Origin of the sequence: Micromonospora sp. NPDC049662 (genome assembly GCF_040675055.1) — a bacterium.
In the GTDB taxonomy this organism is placed as follows: domain Bacteria; phylum Actinomycetota; class Actinomycetes; order Mycobacteriales; family Micromonosporaceae; genus Micromonospora.
Window position 1 is genome coordinate 1 of sequence record NZ_JBFAOC010000092.1, and the last position, 14,901, is coordinate 14,901.

General features: G+C 72.5%; 15 protein-coding genes, 1 tRNA gene and 1 pseudogene. 11 read left to right on the forward strand and 6 right to left on the reverse strand.

Features of this window, described 5'->3' with window-relative positions; translation table 11 throughout:
* The first annotated feature begins 88 nt into the window (after positions 1-88).
* On the forward strand, positions 89-1,672 hold the full coding sequence (locus tag AB0J36_RS33280) for a DUF6114 domain-containing protein (protein ID WP_357172749.1): 1,584 nt from the start codon (positions 89-91) through the stop codon (positions 1,670-1,672).
* A gap of 54 nt (positions 1,673-1,726) precedes the next feature.
* Here AB0J36_RS33280 and AB0J36_RS33285 read toward each other — a convergent pair whose 3' ends face one another.
* The gene (locus AB0J36_RS33285) at positions 1,727-3,397 is read right to left on the reverse strand and encodes a DUF885 domain-containing protein (RefSeq protein ID WP_363661550.1); all 1,671 of its coding nucleotides are present in this window, start codon (positions 3,395-3,397) and stop codon (positions 1,727-1,729) included.
* A 107-nt stretch (positions 3,398-3,504) separates the two neighbouring features.
* Here AB0J36_RS33285 and AB0J36_RS33290 point away from each other — a divergent pair.
* A pseudogene (locus AB0J36_RS33290) lies at positions 3,505-4,680 on the forward strand (DMT family transporter); the annotation flags it as partial.
* Here the strand turns inward: AB0J36_RS33290 and AB0J36_RS33295 are convergent.
* Positions 4,563-5,633, reverse strand: coding sequence for a PHP domain-containing protein (locus tag AB0J36_RS33295; protein WP_357132957.1), 1,071 nt, complete (start codon positions 5,631-5,633; stop codon positions 4,563-4,565). The pseudogene AB0J36_RS33290 and the gene AB0J36_RS33295 sit on opposite strands and share 118 nt — an antisense overlap.
* A gap of 1 nt (position 5,634) precedes the next feature.
* Positions 5,635-6,402, reverse strand: coding sequence for a peptidoglycan DD-metalloendopeptidase family protein (locus tag AB0J36_RS33300; RefSeq protein WP_357132955.1), 768 nt, complete (start codon positions 6,400-6,402; stop codon positions 5,635-5,637).
* Positions 6,403-6,487: 85 nt separating this feature from the next.
* Here AB0J36_RS33300 and AB0J36_RS33305 point away from each other — a divergent pair, with 85 nt between their 5' ends.
* The 4 genes from AB0J36_RS33305 to AB0J36_RS33320 all read left to right on the forward strand — a co-directional run bounded on the left by AB0J36_RS33305 (position 6,488) and on the right by AB0J36_RS33320 (position 8,361).
* Positions 6,488-6,853, forward strand: a complete 366-nt coding sequence (locus tag AB0J36_RS33305; protein WP_357132983.1) for a hypothetical protein — start codon at positions 6,488-6,490, stop codon at positions 6,851-6,853.
* Between the two features lie 112 nt (positions 6,854-6,965).
* Positions 6,966-7,133, forward strand: a complete 168-nt coding sequence (locus AB0J36_RS33310) for a hypothetical protein (protein ID WP_266247104.1) — start codon at positions 6,966-6,968, stop codon at positions 7,131-7,133.
* Positions 7,134-7,250: 117 nt separating this feature from the next.
* Positions 7,251-7,778, forward strand: a complete 528-nt coding sequence (locus AB0J36_RS33315) for a tRNA adenosine deaminase-associated protein (protein ID WP_357172739.1) — start codon at positions 7,251-7,253, stop codon at positions 7,776-7,778.
* Positions 7,779-7,809: 31 nt separating this feature from the next.
* A complete protein-coding gene (locus AB0J36_RS33320; RefSeq protein WP_363661552.1) occupies positions 7,810-8,361 on the forward strand; it encodes a nucleoside deaminase in 552 nt (183 codons plus the stop codon).
* Positions 8,362-8,403: 42 nt separating this feature from the next.
* Here AB0J36_RS33320 and AB0J36_RS33325 read toward each other — a convergent pair whose 3' ends face one another.
* On the reverse strand, positions 8,404-9,567 hold the full coding sequence (locus AB0J36_RS33325; RefSeq protein WP_357132949.1) for a HAMP domain-containing sensor histidine kinase: 1,164 nt from the start codon (positions 9,565-9,567) through the stop codon (positions 8,404-8,406).
* Entirely contained in the window at positions 9,564-10,220 is a 657-nt protein-coding gene (locus AB0J36_RS33330) for a response regulator transcription factor (protein ID WP_357132947.1), read from the reverse strand. The genes AB0J36_RS33325 and AB0J36_RS33330 overlap by 4 nt, the downstream gene beginning before the upstream one ends.
* Positions 10,221-10,352: 132 nt before the next feature.
* Between AB0J36_RS33330 and AB0J36_RS33335 the strand changes: the two genes are divergently transcribed.
* The 4 genes from AB0J36_RS33335 to AB0J36_RS33350 are packed head-to-tail and all read left to right on the forward strand — an operon-like array spanning position 10,353 to position 13,850.
* The gene (locus tag AB0J36_RS33335; protein ID WP_363661551.1) at positions 10,353-10,874 is read left to right on the forward strand and encodes a hypothetical protein; all 522 of its coding nucleotides are present in this window, start codon (positions 10,353-10,355) and stop codon (positions 10,872-10,874) included.
* Complete coding sequence (locus AB0J36_RS33340) at positions 10,871-11,959, forward strand: peptidoglycan-binding protein (RefSeq protein ID WP_357132943.1); 1,089 nt, start codon at positions 10,871-10,873, stop codon at positions 11,957-11,959. The genes AB0J36_RS33335 and AB0J36_RS33340 overlap by 4 nt, the downstream gene beginning before the upstream one ends.
* An 8-nt stretch (positions 11,960-11,967) precedes the next feature.
* On the forward strand, positions 11,968-12,651 hold the full coding sequence (locus AB0J36_RS33345; RefSeq protein ID WP_357132979.1) for an ABC transporter ATP-binding protein: 684 nt from the start codon (positions 11,968-11,970) through the stop codon (positions 12,649-12,651).
* On the forward strand, positions 12,651-13,850 hold the full coding sequence (locus AB0J36_RS33350) for an ABC transporter permease (RefSeq protein ID WP_357172728.1): 1,200 nt from the start codon (positions 12,651-12,653) through the stop codon (positions 13,848-13,850). Before AB0J36_RS33345 ends, AB0J36_RS33350 begins: the two co-directional genes overlap by 1 nt.
* Positions 13,851-13,992: 142 nt before the next feature.
* Here the strand turns inward: AB0J36_RS33350 and deoD are convergent, their stop codons facing one another.
* Entirely contained in the window at positions 13,993-14,700 is a 708-nt protein-coding gene (deoD, locus tag AB0J36_RS33355) for a purine-nucleoside phosphorylase (RefSeq protein WP_334627940.1), read from the reverse strand.
* 75 nt (positions 14,701-14,775) lie between these two features.
* Here deoD and AB0J36_RS33360 point away from each other — a divergent pair.
* Positions 14,776-14,862 (forward strand) — tRNA-Ser (locus tag AB0J36_RS33360).
* The last annotated feature ends 39 nt before the right edge of the window (positions 14,863-14,901 follow it).

Below are 14,901 nucleotides of genomic sequence, written 5' to 3' on the forward strand. Positions count from 1 at the left end.
GCTACTGCGCAGCCGCCCCCGCGGCCCGCGCGGGGCGCCCCACGCGAGCCTCGGTCCTGCCCACCCCTTTCACCCCAGGAGGACGTACGTGTCGACCGCCACTCATCGCGCGCAGCCCGGCCGTGTCGGTCAGGCCTGGCGCGGTTTCCGCCGCTGGCGGCGGTCCCGGCCATTCTGGGGCGGCCTCTTCACCATCCTGGCCGGAGTGGAGATCCTCGGCACCACCAAGGTCAGCCTGGCCGGGCTGACCCTGCAGATGGGCCCGACCGGCTTCCTGTCCTGGTTGATCCCCACCATCCTGGTCACCTGCGGCCTCCTGATGTGGCTCAGCCCCGCGCAGCGGATCTTCTATGCCATCGTCGGCGCGGTGACCGCGGTCTACTCGCTGATCGGAGTCAACCTCGGCGGGTTCTTCATCGGCATGCTGCTGGGCATGGTCGGTAGCGCGCTCGGCTTCGCCTGGGTGCCGGTGAAGAAGTCCGCGGCGGTGCCCCCGGCCGCCGAGGAGCCGGACGACGAGCGGGCCGAGGACGGCGCCACCGCCGACGAAGCGCCGCTCGTCGACGAGCTGCTGCCGGAGCGCGAGCGGGAGGACGAGGTCACCGGGCCGCTCACCGACATCCTCCCGCAGCCGCGTGCCGTGTTGCGCGAACCAGCACCGGCTGAGCGGGCGAGCGCGGGCGACACCACGGAGATGCCGCCCTTCGCCGCCGAGCCGGAGGCGTCCCAGACGAGGTCGACGGTGGCCCGCGACCCGAAGACGTACGTGGTGACGCTGCTCCTGATGAGCCTCGCCAGCGCGGGTCTGACGACGGTCGACTGGGCGTCGCCGGTGCGAGCGGCGGCGCCCTCCTGCCCAACCCCGACCTCGTCGGTCCGGCCCAGCACCCCCGCCACCTCTCCGGCCAGCCCGAGCCCGAGTGCGAGCCCCACCGCCACGTCGGATAAGTCGGACGGAAATCTGCTGACCGACATCGTCGACGGCATCGGTGACCTGTTCACCGGCGGCGACGACGACGAGGCGGAACCGACAGGTGGATCGGCCGAGCCCACCGGCAGCGCCGCGCGAGCCGGCGCGTCGGCCACTCCGAGCGCCACTCCCACCGTCAGCGTCAGCGCCACACCCAGCCCGACCCGGACGGCGACCCCCACCCGCGCCCCCGACGATTCGTGTGCCAGCCCGAAGCCGACCAAGCCCGCGCCCGTCGAGCCCGGCAAGCCGCTGCCCAAGCTGGCCGCGGACCCGGACATGCCCAAGGTCTCGGCCACCCCCGCGAAACTGACCGGGTCCAAGGTGGAGATGACGAACCTGCGGTTTCGCGGAGTCGAGCCGTTGCGCACCGCCAACGGCGAGATGCGGGCGCTGAAGTTCACCATGAGCAAGGCGGTGACAAGCGACTTCGCGTTGCTGGTCGCGGGGCCTTCGGGCGGCTCGCTGTTGAGCGAGACCGACCAACTGACGATCGACGGTGACGTGACCTTCTACGCGACCCGGTTCGTCGGCCGGTTCCTGGGCATCAAGGTCACCCTGACTCCGGACCTGCCCTTCCCCGACGGCATCCCGGTCACCTCGCCGCTGCCGCTCACGTTCACCGACCCGCAGATCGACCTGGCCTTCATCTCCTGCGACACGTTGACCGGCCGACCCACCCTCAAGCAGACGTTGCAGTGACCGCAGCGTGGGGCGGCGTCCGGACCGGACGCCGCCCCACGAGCTGAACACCGGTCAGAGTCGGGCCAACGCCTTGCGCAGCGGGTCGAGGCCCAGCGCGCCCAGGTCCAACGCCTGCCGGTGGAACTCCCGCAGGTCGAAGTCGGCGCCCTTGCGAGCCATCGCGTCCTCGCGTGCCTGCAACCAGATCCGCTCACCCACCTTGTACGACGGCGCCTGTCCCGGCCAACCCAGGTAGCGGTTCAGCTCGAAGCGCAGGTTCTCGTCCGGCACCCGGCAGTGCGCCCGCATGAACTCCCAACCCAGCTCGGGCGTCCACCGCTCGCCCGGGTGGAAGCCGAACGGGTTGTCCTTCGGGATCTCCAGCTCCAGGTGCATGCCGATGTCGACGATCACCCGTGCGGCGCGCATCGCCTGACCGTCGAGCATGCCCAGCTTGTCGCCCGGGTCCTGGAGGTAACCCAGCTCGTCCATCAGCCGCTCCGAGTACAGCGCCCAGCCCTCGCCGTGCCCGGAGACCCAGCAGAGCAGCCGCTGCCAGCGGTTGAGCAGGTCGGCCCGGACGGCCGTCTGGGCCACCTGAAGGTGGTGCCCCGGCACGCCCTCGTGGTAGACCGTCGTCACCTCGCGCCAGGTGGAGAAGTCGGTGATGCCCTGCGGCACCGCCCACCACATCCGACCAGGCCGCGAGAAGTCCTCGCTCGGCCCGGTGTAGTAGATGGCCCCGTCGCTGGTGGGCGCGAGGCAGCACTCGATCCGGCGGACCTGCTCCGGGATGTCGAAGTGGGTGCCGTGCAACTCGGCGATGGCCTTGTCGGCGAGCGCCTGCATCCAGTCGCGGAACGCCTCCTTGCCCTGGATCGTGCGCGCCGGGTCGGCGTCGAGCCGCGCCACCGCCTCGTCGACCGTCGCACCCGAACCGGCGATGCGCCCGGCGACGACCCGCATCTCCGCCTCCAGGCGGGCCAGCTCCGCGAAACCCCAGGCGTACGTCTCGTCGAGGTCGATCTTCGCGCCGAGGAAGTACTGCGAGGCGAGTTCGTAGCGCTCCCGGCCGGCGGCCTGCTTGTCGCGCCCGTGCGGGGCCAGCTCGGCCCGCAGGAACTGACCGAACTCGGCGGTGGCCGCGGTGGCCGCCGCCGCGCCCCTGCGCAGCTCGGCGCCGAGGGTGCCGTCCGCGCCCAGCCGCTCGACCAGACCGTGGAAGAAGTTGTCCCCGGTCGGGTCGGTCCAGATGTCGCACTGCTTGGCCACCTCGACGAGCTGCACCTTCGAGCTGACCTGCCCGTCGGCGAGCGCCTCACGCAGCGTGGTCTTGTAGCCCTCCAGCGCGCCGGCGAGGCCGTTGAGCCGGGTGGCGATGTTGGCCTGCTCGTCGGCCGTCGCAGTTGGCATCAGGTCGAACACCATGCGGATCTCGTGCAGCCCGCTGGTGATCACGCTGACCTCGCTGGTCGTCTCGCCGGCCTCGTAGCGGGCCAGGTCCAGACCGAGCCGTTCCTGCATGGCCTCCTTGGCGGTGCGCTCCGCCTCGGTGTCCGGCTCGGCCGTCTCCAGCTCGGTGAGCATCTCGCGGGTCAGGTCGGCGCGCGCCCGGTATCCGTCCGGTGAGAGGTCGTCGAGCTTGTTGTCATGGCCGGCGATGCCGACGTAGGTCGCGCCGGTCGGGCTCAACGGCGCCCACTTGTCCACGTAGCGGTTGGCGATTTCATCAATTCGTCCCACGCTGCGACACTACGTGACCGCCCGGTCAGGATGTCGATGTCAATTGTCGTGTCCAAGCAGCGGAAAAGCGGACGACTCTGTCGCACCCCTCCGGCAGAGTGTCAGGGGTGACAACCGATATCGCTCCTGACAGGGTCCCGCTGCGGGCCTGGTTACCGGGCTTCTTCGCCCTCGCCGCCATCTGGGGCTCCAGCTTCCTGTTCATCAAGGTCGGCGTGGCCGAGCTGCACCCCGTGCAGCTGACCCTCTACCGCGTCGGCGCCGGCGCGCTGACCCTGTTGGTCGTCCTTGCGGTGCTGCGCGACCGGCTGCCCCGTGAGCCCCGGGTGTGGGCGCACCTGGCCGTCGTCGCCGCGTTCGGCGTGGCCGTGCCGTTCACCCTCTTCGGTTACGGCGAGCAACGGGTCGAGTCGATGCTCGCCGGCATCTGGAACGCGACGACGCCGTTGATCGTGCTGCCGCTCGCGGTGCTGGTGTTCCGGACCGAGCGGTTGACCGTACGCCGGGCGATCGGCCTCGGGCTGGGCTTCGTCGGCGTACTCGTCGTGCTCGGGGTCTGGGAGGGCATCGGAGGGGCGCACTTCGTCGGGCAGGTGATGTGCTTCGGGGCGGCCGCCTGCTACGGCGTCGCCATCCCGTACCAGAAGCGGTTCATCGCCGGCAGCACGCACTCCGGGCTGTCCCTGTCCACGGCGCAGCTGCTGCTCGCCACCGTGCAGCTCGCCATCGTCACCCCGTTCGTCGCGGGCGCGCCGCCGCTGCCCACCGAGCTGTCGGCGAAGGTCGTGGCGAGCGTCCTGGCCCTCGGCGCGCTCGGCACCGGGCTCGCCTTCGTCATCAACATGCGCAACATCCGGTTGGCCGGCGCGAGCACGGCGTCCACCGTCACGTACCTGATTCCGATCTTCGCGGTGCTGATCGGCGCCGTGGTGCTGGACGAGCGGCTCAACTGGCACCAGCCGGTCGGTGCGCTCATCGTGCTGCTGGGCGTCGCGGTCGCGCAGGGCGTGTTCGGCCGTCGGACGCCCCGACCGGTCGTCGGCGTGAGCGCGCCCGCCGCGCCGGCCGTCGAGCCCGCCGCGCCGGCCGTCGAGCCCGCCGCGCCCGCCGTCGAGCCCGCCCGCCGCTGACCCGCCGCCATGCCCCGACCAGTCCGGACCGCCGGTCAGGCTCGGTTGCGGGTCCACTCCACGAGCTGCTCGGCCGACCAGGTGTTGACCACCCGGTCGGCCGGGACGCCGCAGCGCGCGGCCCGCTCGCAGCCGAACCGCTGCCAGTCGAGCTGGCCGGGCGCGTGCGCGTCCGTGTCGATCGCGAAGCGGCAGCCCGCCTCCAGGGCGCGTCGGATCAGTCGCTTCGGCGGGTCCTGCCGCTCCGGCCGGGAGTTGATCTCGACTGCGGTGTCGTGTTCCGCGCAGGCGGCGAAGACGGCGTCCGCGTCGAAGTCGCTCTCCGCGCGGGTCCGGGCCCGGTGCCCCTTGTCACCCGGGCCGGTCACCCCGGCCGGCCGGGACGACACCATCCGGCCGGTGACGTGACCGAGGATGTCCAGGTGCGGGTTGGCAACGGCCCGCACCATGCGCCGGGTCATCTTCGACCGCTCGTCCTTCAGGCCGCTGTGCACCGAGCCGACCACCACGTCGAGTCGGGCCAGCAACTCCTCGTCCTGGTCGAGCGACCCGTCGGCGAGGATGTCCACCTCGATGCCGGTGAGGATCCGGAAACCCTCCGGCAGCGCCGCGTTGACCTGCGCCACGTGGTCGAGCTGACGGCGCAGCCGCGCCGCGGTCAGCCCCCGGGCCACGGTCAGCCGCGGCGAGTGGTCGGTCAACACCAGGTACTCGTGACCCAACTCGACGGCGGCCAGCGCCATCTCCTCGATGGGCGAGCCGCCGTCGGACCAGTCCGAGTGGGTGTGGCAGTCGCCCCGCAGGGCGGCGCGCAGCGCCGCGGCCTCGGCATCGAGGTCGCTGCCCTCGGTCGCCACCAGCCGGCGCAGATAGACCGGTTCCTCACCGGCCAGGGACTCCGCCACGCAGCGAGCCGTCACGTCGCCGACACCGGCCAGCTCGGTGAGGGTGCCGTTGCCGGCCCGTTCGGCTACCTCGGCCGCCGGCAGGCCAGCCAGCGCCGTGGCCGCCGAACGGAACGCCCGCACCCGGTAGGTGGCCTCGTTCGCCCGCTCCAACAGGAACGCGATCCGGCGCAGGTCGGCGATGGGGTCCCGGGCGGCCATGTCAGGGAGCCTTCGGGCAGCCGTGTTGGCGCTGCCACGCGGTCACCTCGGCGGCCGGTTCCCGGTTGCCGTCGCGCCGCCACGAGTCCAGGTAGCGCGCCGGCCAGATCACGCCGCGCCGGATCCACCACCCGTCCTTACCGGCGCACGGCGGCGAGATCCCGAAGTGCACGTGACAGACGTTGTTGGCGTTGCCGGTCCGGCCCACCTTGCCGAGTTGCTGACCGGCACGCACCCGGACCCCCGCCTCGACGTCGGACGAGACGACGCTCAGGTGCGAGCCGTAGTAACGCACCCCGTCGTCACCGAGCAGCGACACCGACAGGCCGCCGTTGTCCGGGCCCTGCGGCCCGCTCTTGGAGTACCTGTCGACGCGACTCACCTCCAGCACCTTGCCGTCGGTCACCGCCACGAACGGCTGACCGCAGTTCGCGAACACGTCCGTCGCAGGGTACGCCCCGTGCGTCGGGTGGTAGTCCACGTTGTCGGCGCGTACCGGAAAGACATGCCGGACCCCGGCGCGGGGCGCGCTCGGCGACGGCGTGGCCGACGACGGCGTCGGGCTGGCCGGGGGCTTCGTGGTCGGCGCGACCGGCGGGGCCGCCGGCTGCTCCCCGGTCGCCCAGACCGCCGACGGCGACGGCGCGGCGACGCCGTCCGGCGGCACCCCGGGCCGGGTGGTCGCGCAACCGGCGGCGAGCATCGGGGCGAGCAGCAACAGGATCGGGTACGCCGGACGCACGCGGCGACCGATCGTCGGCGAGGGCATTCGGCCATCCTGACAGACCGGTACCGTGGGGACGAGCGACGCGCGTGAGGGAGGGCAGCCGGTGAGCATCGCCCGAGAAGGCCCCATCCCGGACCCGGCCGCCGCGCGCCCGGCGTCGCGTACCCCGTCGGGGCTCTTCCCGGCCGGGCCACCGACCAGACCGACCTACCGCGAACCGCACCCGGTGACCGGCGCTGGGGTCGCCTCCGGCGGCGGTGCGGCGGCTGCCTGGCTGCTGCTGTTCGGGCTCCTCGGCACCGACGTGGTCGGTTACGCGTGGTGGACGGTGGTGGCCGGCCTGCTCGCCTGGGCCACCGCGCTGGTGCTGGTGCGGTACGGCGACCGTGGAGTGGCCACCGGAGTGGCCATCGTGACCGCCGGCGGCTGGAGCATCGCCGCCGCCGTGGTGGCCGTGCGCTGGGCGACGAGCGGTGACTGGCCGCTGTGGTGAGCGAGGCCGGACCGACCCGGATCAGGGCGTGGGCGACTGCGTCGCGTGCCCGGTTGGCTGCGGAGCGAACGCCGTCTTGACGTGGCCGCCGAGACTCGGCACTCTCGGCACTATGGCCTGGACCACCCCGCGGCAGGACCCGGATCGCAACCGCCGCCGCCTCCAGTTGCTCGCCGAGTTGGCGGGCGCACGGGCGGTACGCCAGCGCAGCCGGCCGCAGCGAGAGCGCACCGAGCGTCTACGCCAACTCATCGCCACCCGCCGTCGGGTAGCTGGCTGATCGGACTTTGTCAGGTTTGGCCGGCGTCTCGGGGCGTTGACCGGTCGCCTGCCGACCCGACCGGCTAACGTGCACCCTTGACGAGTCGGCGCTGTGCCGAGGGCTTTTGGGGGAACCGTGTCGTACTTCGCTGCGGCCGTGGTGCGTGATGACAGTGGCTGGACCGCGACCGAGGTCAACCTTCGGGGTGCCACGGACATCGACGAGGTCGCCGACCGGCTGCGCGACGTCGACCAGGAAGCCGACGTGTCGCTGCTCTTTGTCGAGGCCGACGACGCGTACCTGGTGATCCTGCGTCTCGACGAGGGCGAGGACCTGCGGGTCTTCGGATCGGACTCGGCGTACGCCGAGGAGTCCCGGCTGGGTCAACTGCTGGTCGGTGACCTGAAGACGTCGGTGACCGGGCTCGACGGCGACGACGAGCCGCGCCCCGCCGCCAGCGGCGACGAGGAGAGCGAGCAGCCCGCCGTCGACCCGGAGGCCGATCCGGTGGGCGACGCCGACCTGCTCGCCAACCTGGGCATCTCCGCGCAGAAGCTGCTGACGCTCTGCGGCACCGAGGGGATGCTGCCGGCGGACGTCACCGCCGAGATCTGCGAGGTGCTCGGCTGCGCCGACGAGGTCGAGGAGTTGCGTGAGGTCTGAGCCGGCCGACGCCACCGACCCGTCGTTGGAGATGATCCGGCCGGGCCAGCCGACGCCCGGCGCGGTGGGCCGAGCCGGGCCGGGCGCGCACGAGGGCCTGGCCGACCCCGGTGGGATCGGGCGACGGCAGCGGCACGAGCGGTGGATGCGCCGAGCCCTGGAGGTCGCCGTCACCGACCCGGCGATCCCCAGCGGTGGCGTCGACGACATACCCGTGGGCGCGGTGCTCTACGGCCCGGACGGCGGCGAGCTGGCGATCGGGCGCAACGAGCGGGAACTGACCGGCGACCCCACCGCCCACGCCGAGGTGCTGGCCCTGCGCCGGGGGGCCGAACGGACCGGCGAGTGGCGGCTGGACGGCTGCACGCTGGTGGTGACGTTGGAGCCGTGCACCATGTGCGCGGGCGCGCTGGTGCTCGCCCGGGTCTCCACGGTCGTCTTCGGCGCGTGGGAACCCAAGACCGGTGCGGCCGGCTCGCTCTGGGACGTGCTGCGCGACCGCCGGCTCAACCACCGTCCCGAGGTGTACGGCGGTGTGCTGGAAGCCGAGACCGCCGCCGTGCTGCGCGCCTTCTTCCGCTGAGGCCCCGCGCTCTCGCTGGCCCCGCGCGGGGGAGGCGGGTGGTCAGGTTGCGGGCAGGGTGACCGTGACGACCAGGCCGCCACCCGGGCGGGGGTGCGCCTCGGCGGTGCCGCCGTGGGCCCGGGCAACCGCACGGACGATCGACAAGCCCAGTCCGAAACCACGCGTACCGGCCACCCGCTCGCGCGACAGCCGGCGAAACGGCTGGAACATCGTCTCGACGTCGTAGCCGGCGATCAGCGGGCCGGTGTTGGTCACCGTCAGGGTGGGTCGTCCGTCCACCAGGGCGGTGCGCACCTCGACCCATCCGTCGGCGGCCAGGTTGTGCCGTAGCGCGTTCTCCACCAGGTTGAATGTCAGCCGTTCCAACAGCACCGGGTCGCCATTGGTCGGGGCCGGGGCGAGCGACCGGTGTACGGGCAGGTCGGGCGCCTGCTTGCCGGCCTGGTCGATCACGTGCGCGCAGACCTCCGCCAGGTCGACCGCCGTCCGCTCGGTCAGCTCGTTCTCCGAGTCGGCGAGGGTCAGCAGCCCGTCGATGAGCCGTTCGTGCCGCTCGTTGACCGCCAGCAGCGACTCGCCCAACCTGCGCGTCTCCTCCGGCGCGTCCGGCCGCGTCACGGCCAACTCCACCAGCGCGCGGTTCAGCGCCAACGGCGTCCGCAGCTCGTGCGAGGCGTTCGCCACGAACCGGCGCTGCCCGTCGAAGGAACGGTCCAACCGTTCCAGCATCTCGTCGAACGTGTCGGCGAGTTCGCGTACCTCGTCGCGGGGACCGGCGAGCGCGATCCGCTCGTGCAGCCCGCGACCGGCGGTGTCCGCCCCGGCGATCCGCCGCGCGGTGTCGGTGACCTGCTGCAACGGCTGCAACGCCCGCCCGGCGAGCAGCCAGCCGAACGCGATGGCCACCGCCGACACCACGATCAGCGCGATGCCGCCCTGGGTGAGCAGCGACTCCAACGCGTTGCGCCTCGCCTCGCTCTGCGCCTCCTCGACGAGGGCGCGCAGCGTCTCGATGTTCTGCCCGTTGCCCGGCTTGGGTGGCGTCGCGGTGGTCTTCGGCAGGTCGCTCAGTTTCACCCCGAACGGCTGGGGCGTCCGTTGGTCCACCAGCACGTACGTGACGGCGAGCAGGACCACGCCGGCCAGCAGGAAGAGCCCACCGTAGATCAGGGTGAGGCGACCGCGGATGGTGAGCCGCTTCATCGGATGCGGTACCCCGCTCCCGGCACCGTCTCGATCACCGGTGGGTCGCCGAGCTTACGGCGCAGCTTCACCATGGTGACCCGGACCACGTTGGTGAACGGGTCGATGTGCTCGTCCCAGGCGCGTTCCAGCAGCTCCTCGGCGGAGACCACGGCGCCGTCGGCGCGTAGCAACTCGGCGAGCACCGCGAACTCCTTGCGGGACAGCGCCACGTGCCGGTCGTCGCGGCGTACCTCGTGGCGGGCCGGGTCGAGCTGGATCCCGGCGCGGCGCAACGTCGGCGGTGCGGCCGGGCGGGCGCGACGGGTCAACGCGTGCACCCGCGCCGACAACTCCACCAGGGCGAACGGCTTGGTGAGGTAGTCGTCCGCGCCGATCGCCAGGCCCGCCACGCGCTCGCGTACCGCCGCGGCGGCGGTCAGCATCAACACCCGGGTCTCCCCGCCCGCGTCCACGATCGCCCGGCACACGTCGTCGCCGTGCACCACCGGCAGGTCCCGGTCCAGGACCACCACGGCGTACTCGTTGACGCCGAGCCGTTCCAGCGCGGCGTCCCCGTCGTACGCCACGTCGACCGCGAACGACTCACGGCGCAGCCACTCGGCGATGGCGTCCGCCAGCAGGTTCTCGTCCTCGACCACCAGCACTCTCACCCGTCCATGGTCCCCGTTGGCGGGTAACGGCGGCGTAACCGTGCACGGTTACGCCCCGGATACGTCCGCTGCCGTGAACTGGGCGGCAACGTCCGGCGATCCGCGCCGGAGGAGGAAACGGAGGCGGACACCATGCGGCGACAGATACTCGCGATCCCCGCCCTGCTCGTGCTGGCACTGGCCGGGTGCGGCCCAGCGGACGACGGCGGTGGAGTCGCGACCGCCGGCGGGGCGAAGGACGGCGTGACGGCGAGCGCCACACCGGCGGACGACTCGGAACGGCAGCTCGCGTTCGCCCGGTGCATGCGGGAGAACGGGGTGGAGATGCCCGACCCGGAGGCGGGCGGCCGGCCGGCGTTCCGGTTCGGCGAGAACGTCGACCCGCAGAAGGTGCAGTCCGCCATGGAGAAGTGCCGCGACAAACTGCCCAACGGCGGGCAGGGTCCCCAGCTCAACCCGGAGCAGGCCGAGCAGATGCGCACCATGGCCAAGTGCATGCGGGAGAACGACGTGCCGAACTTCCCGGACCCGGACGCCGACGGACGGATCCAGATCACCAAGGGCGACAGCGGGCTCGACCTCGGTGACCCGGCGCTGCGCGCCGCCATGGAGAAGTGCCGGCAGTACGCGCCGCAGTTCGGCGGTGGCCGGTGACCGGCGCCACCCGACGCGTACCGCTGCGGGCTGCCCTCGTCGGTGGCGTCGTGCTGCTGGTCGCGGCCGTGGGAGTGATCGCCGCGGTCGGCTTCGGCGGCCGGAGCGGCGGCGACGCCGCCCAGGCCGGCGCTTCGGCGGCCACCGCCGCCATCACCCGGCAGACCCTCGCCGACTCCCAGACCGCCGACGGCGAGCTGGGGTACGGCACGACGCGTACCGCCACGGCGAGGCTGAGCGGCACGCTCACCGGACTGCCGGCAACGGGGTCGACGGTACGGCGGGGCAAGGCGCTCTACCTGGTCGACAACGCGGAGGTGGTGCTCCTGTACGGCGGACTGCCCGCGTACCGGACGCTCGCCCCCGGGGTGGAGGGCCCCGACGTCGCGCAGTTCGAGCGGAACCTCGTGGCGCTCGGCTACGACGGATTCACGGTCGATGACGAGTACACCGGGGCGACCGCCGACGCGGTCCGCGAGTGGCAGGACGACCTCGGCCTGGCCGAGACGGGCCGGGTCGAGCCCGCGCGCGTCGTGTACGCCGACGGGGAGGTGCGGGTGGAGAGCCACCAGCTCGACGTCGGCGCGGTCACCCAGCCCGGTCAGGCGGTGCTCACCTACACCGGCACCAGCCGGGTGGTCACCGTCGAGTTGGACGTGGACGACCAGCGGCTGGCCAAGCGCGACGCGAAGGTCGCGGTCAAGCTGCCGGACGGCCGGGCGGTGAACGGCACGATCAGCACGGTCGAGACGGTCATCCAGACCGGTTCCGCCGGCGCCAACGGCCAGGCGGCGGAGGCGGAGACGAAGATCGAGGTGACCGTAACGGTGACCGATCCGAAGGCCCTCGCCGGCTTCGACCAGGCCAGCGTCGACGTCACCTTCACCGCCTCGGAACGCGCGGACGTGCTCACTGTGCCGGTGGCGGCGCTGCTGGCCCTCGCCGAGGGCGGCTACGGCGTCGAGGTCGTCGACGGCGGCGCCCGCCGGATCGTGGCGGTGACCACGGGCCTGTTCGCCGACGGGCGGGTGGAGGTCACCGGCGAGGGAATCGCCGAGGGGACGACGGTGGTGGTGCCGGCGTGACGGGCGACGTGATCGTGCTGGACCGGGTCAGCAAGCGGTATTCCGGCGGCGTCGTCGCGTTGGACGACGTGTCGTTGCGGATCGGCTACGGCGAGCTGGTGGCCATCGTCGGCCCGTCCGGGTCGGGCAAGTCGACGATGCTGCACCTCATCGGCACCCTCGACCGGCCCTCGTCGGGCAGCGTCCTCATCGACGGGTACGACGCGGCGAAGCTCACCGACCGGGAGCTGTCGGCGCTGCGGGCCACCCGCATCGGCTTCGTGTTCCAGCAGTTCCACCTGGCCCCCGGCGTTCCGGTGGTGGACAACGTGGCCGACGGGTTGCTCTACTCCGGCGTACCCCTGCGGAGGCGGCGCGACCGCGCGGAGGCCGCGCTGGTCCGGGTCGGCCTGGGCCACCGGCTGGGGCACCGGCCGCACGAACTCTCCGGCGGGGAGCGGCAGCGGGTGGCCGTGGCCCGGGCGGTGGTGGGTGAGCCGGCCGTGCTGCTCGCCGACGAGCCGACCGGGAACCTCGACTCGACGTCCGGCGCCGGAGTGCTGGAACTGCTGCACGAGCTGCACCGGGCCGGCACCACCGTCGTGGTGATCACCCATGATCGGGAGATCGCCGACAGCCTGCCCCGACAGGTACGGATGCGGGACGGCGCGGTGCGGCACGATTCGGTCCTCGCGACGGGCGGGGTCGGCTGATGGCGGTGCTCACCCCGGCCCGGATGGGCCCCGGGGACGTCCTGCGCGTCGGTGGCGTGGGCCTGCGGACCCGACCGCTGCGGGCGTTCCTGTCCGCGCTGGGCATCGCGATCGGCATCGCCGCGATGATCGCGGTCGTCGGCATCTCCTCGTCGTCCCGGGCCGAGTTGGACCGGGCGCTCGACGCGCTCGGCACCAACCTGCTCACCGTGGAACCGGGCAACACCCTGTTCGGCGCGGACGCCCAGCTCCCCGAGGAGTCGGTGTCCATGATCGGCCGAATCGGTCCGGTGACCGAGGTGTCCGCGACCGGGCAGGTGTCCGACGCCAAGGTCTACCGCTCGGACCGGATTCCGGCCGCTGAGACGGGCGGGATCGCCACCCGGGCGGCCCGCCTGGACCTGCTCGGCACCGTCGGGGCCGAGGTGACCAGCGGAACGTGGCTCAACGAGGCCACCGCCCGCTACCCGGCGGTGGTCCTCGGCGCGACCGCCGCCGATCGGCTGGGGGTCGGCGAGGCGGATCCGCAGGTACAGGTGTGGCTGGGCGGGCGGTGGTTCAGCGTGGTCGGTGTCCTCGCTCCCGTGCCGCTCGCCCCGGAGCTGGACACGTCGGCGTTGGTCGGCTGGTCGGCGGCGACCGACTATCTGGGCTTCGACGGGCATCCGAGCACCGTCTACACCCGGGCCGAGGAGTCACAGGTCGAGGCCGTCCGGTCGGTGCTCGGCGCGACCGCCAACCCGGAGGCGCCCAACGAGGTGGAGGTGTCCCGCCCGTCCGACGCGCTGGCCGCCGCCGAGGCGACCGACGCCGCCTTCACCGGGCTGCTGCTCGGGCTGGGCGCGGTCGCCCTGCTCGTCGGTGGCGTCGGCGTTGCCAACACCATGGTCATCTCGGTGCTGGAACGCCGGGCCGAGATCGGCCTACGCCGGTCGCTCGGGGCCACCCGAGGTCAGGTACGCACCCAGTTCCTCGCCGAATCGCTGCTGCTCTCGGCGCTCGGCGGGGTCGGCGGGGTGCTGCTGGGAATCCTGGTCACCACCGGATACGCGCTGTCCCAGGACTGGCCGACCGTGGTGCCGGCGTGGGCGATGCTCGGCGGGGTGGGCGCGACCCTGGTCATCGGCGGCTTCGCCGGCCTCTACCCGGCGGTCCGCGCCGCCCGGCTCGCCCCGACGGAGGCGCTCACCGCTGTCTGAGCGGCGTGGCGTGGCCTGCCGTGCCGTGGCGTGGCCCGGCGCGGCGTGGCCTGGCCCGGCGTGAGCGAAAGAGCGTGATGACTGTGAGGCATCAAGATGCCTGTGAGTCATCACGCTCTTTGCGGTGCGCCGTCCCGGAAGGTCAGGCGATGATCGTGTCGAGCGCGATCTCGACCATCTGGCTGAAGGTCTGCTCCCGCTCCTCCGACGTGGTCTTCTCGCCGGTCTTGATGTGGTCGCTGACGGTCAGCACGGTCAGCGCCCGAGCCTTGAACCGGGCCGCGATCGTGTAGAGCGCCGCCGACTCCATCTCCACCGCCAGCACGCCGTAGTCGGCGAGCGTGTCGTAGAGGTCCGGCCGGTCGGTGTAGAAGGCGTCCGCCGCCAGGATCGGTCCGACGTGCATCGCGATGCCGCGCCGCTCGGCCACCTCGACCGAGGTACGCAGCAGCCCGAAGTCGGCCACCGGGGCGTAGTCGATCAGACCGTCGAAGCGCATCCGGTTCATGTTCGAGTCGGTGGACGACCCGATCGCCGCCACCACGTCACGCAGTTGCAGGTCGGTGCTGAGAGCGCCGCAGGAGCCGACCCGGATCAGCGTCTTCACGCCGTACTCGTTGATCAGCTCGTGGGCGTAGATGGAGGCGGACGGCATGCCCATGCCGGAGCCCTGGACGGAGACGTCGACGCCGTTCCAGCGGCCGGTGAAGCCCAGCATGCCCCGGACCGTCGAGTAGCAGGTCGCGCCCTCGAGGTAGGTCTCCGCGATCCACTTGGCCCGCAGGGGGTCACCTGGCATCAGGACCCGCTCGGCGATCTCGCCCGGCTTCGCGCCGATGTGCGTACTCATGGCAAAGATCCTGCCAGGCCGGCTCGGGCGATACCGGTTCGGCGTCCGAACCCGCGGTCCTGTACCCTCGTCGGCGGTGGCGTGTCCGAGTGGCCTAAGGAGCACGCCTCGAAAGCGTGTGAGGGTTTACGCCCTCCGCGGGTTCAAATCCCGCCGCCACCGCTCGTGCGTAGCAGCGCGCCGGGGACCGTACGGTCCCCG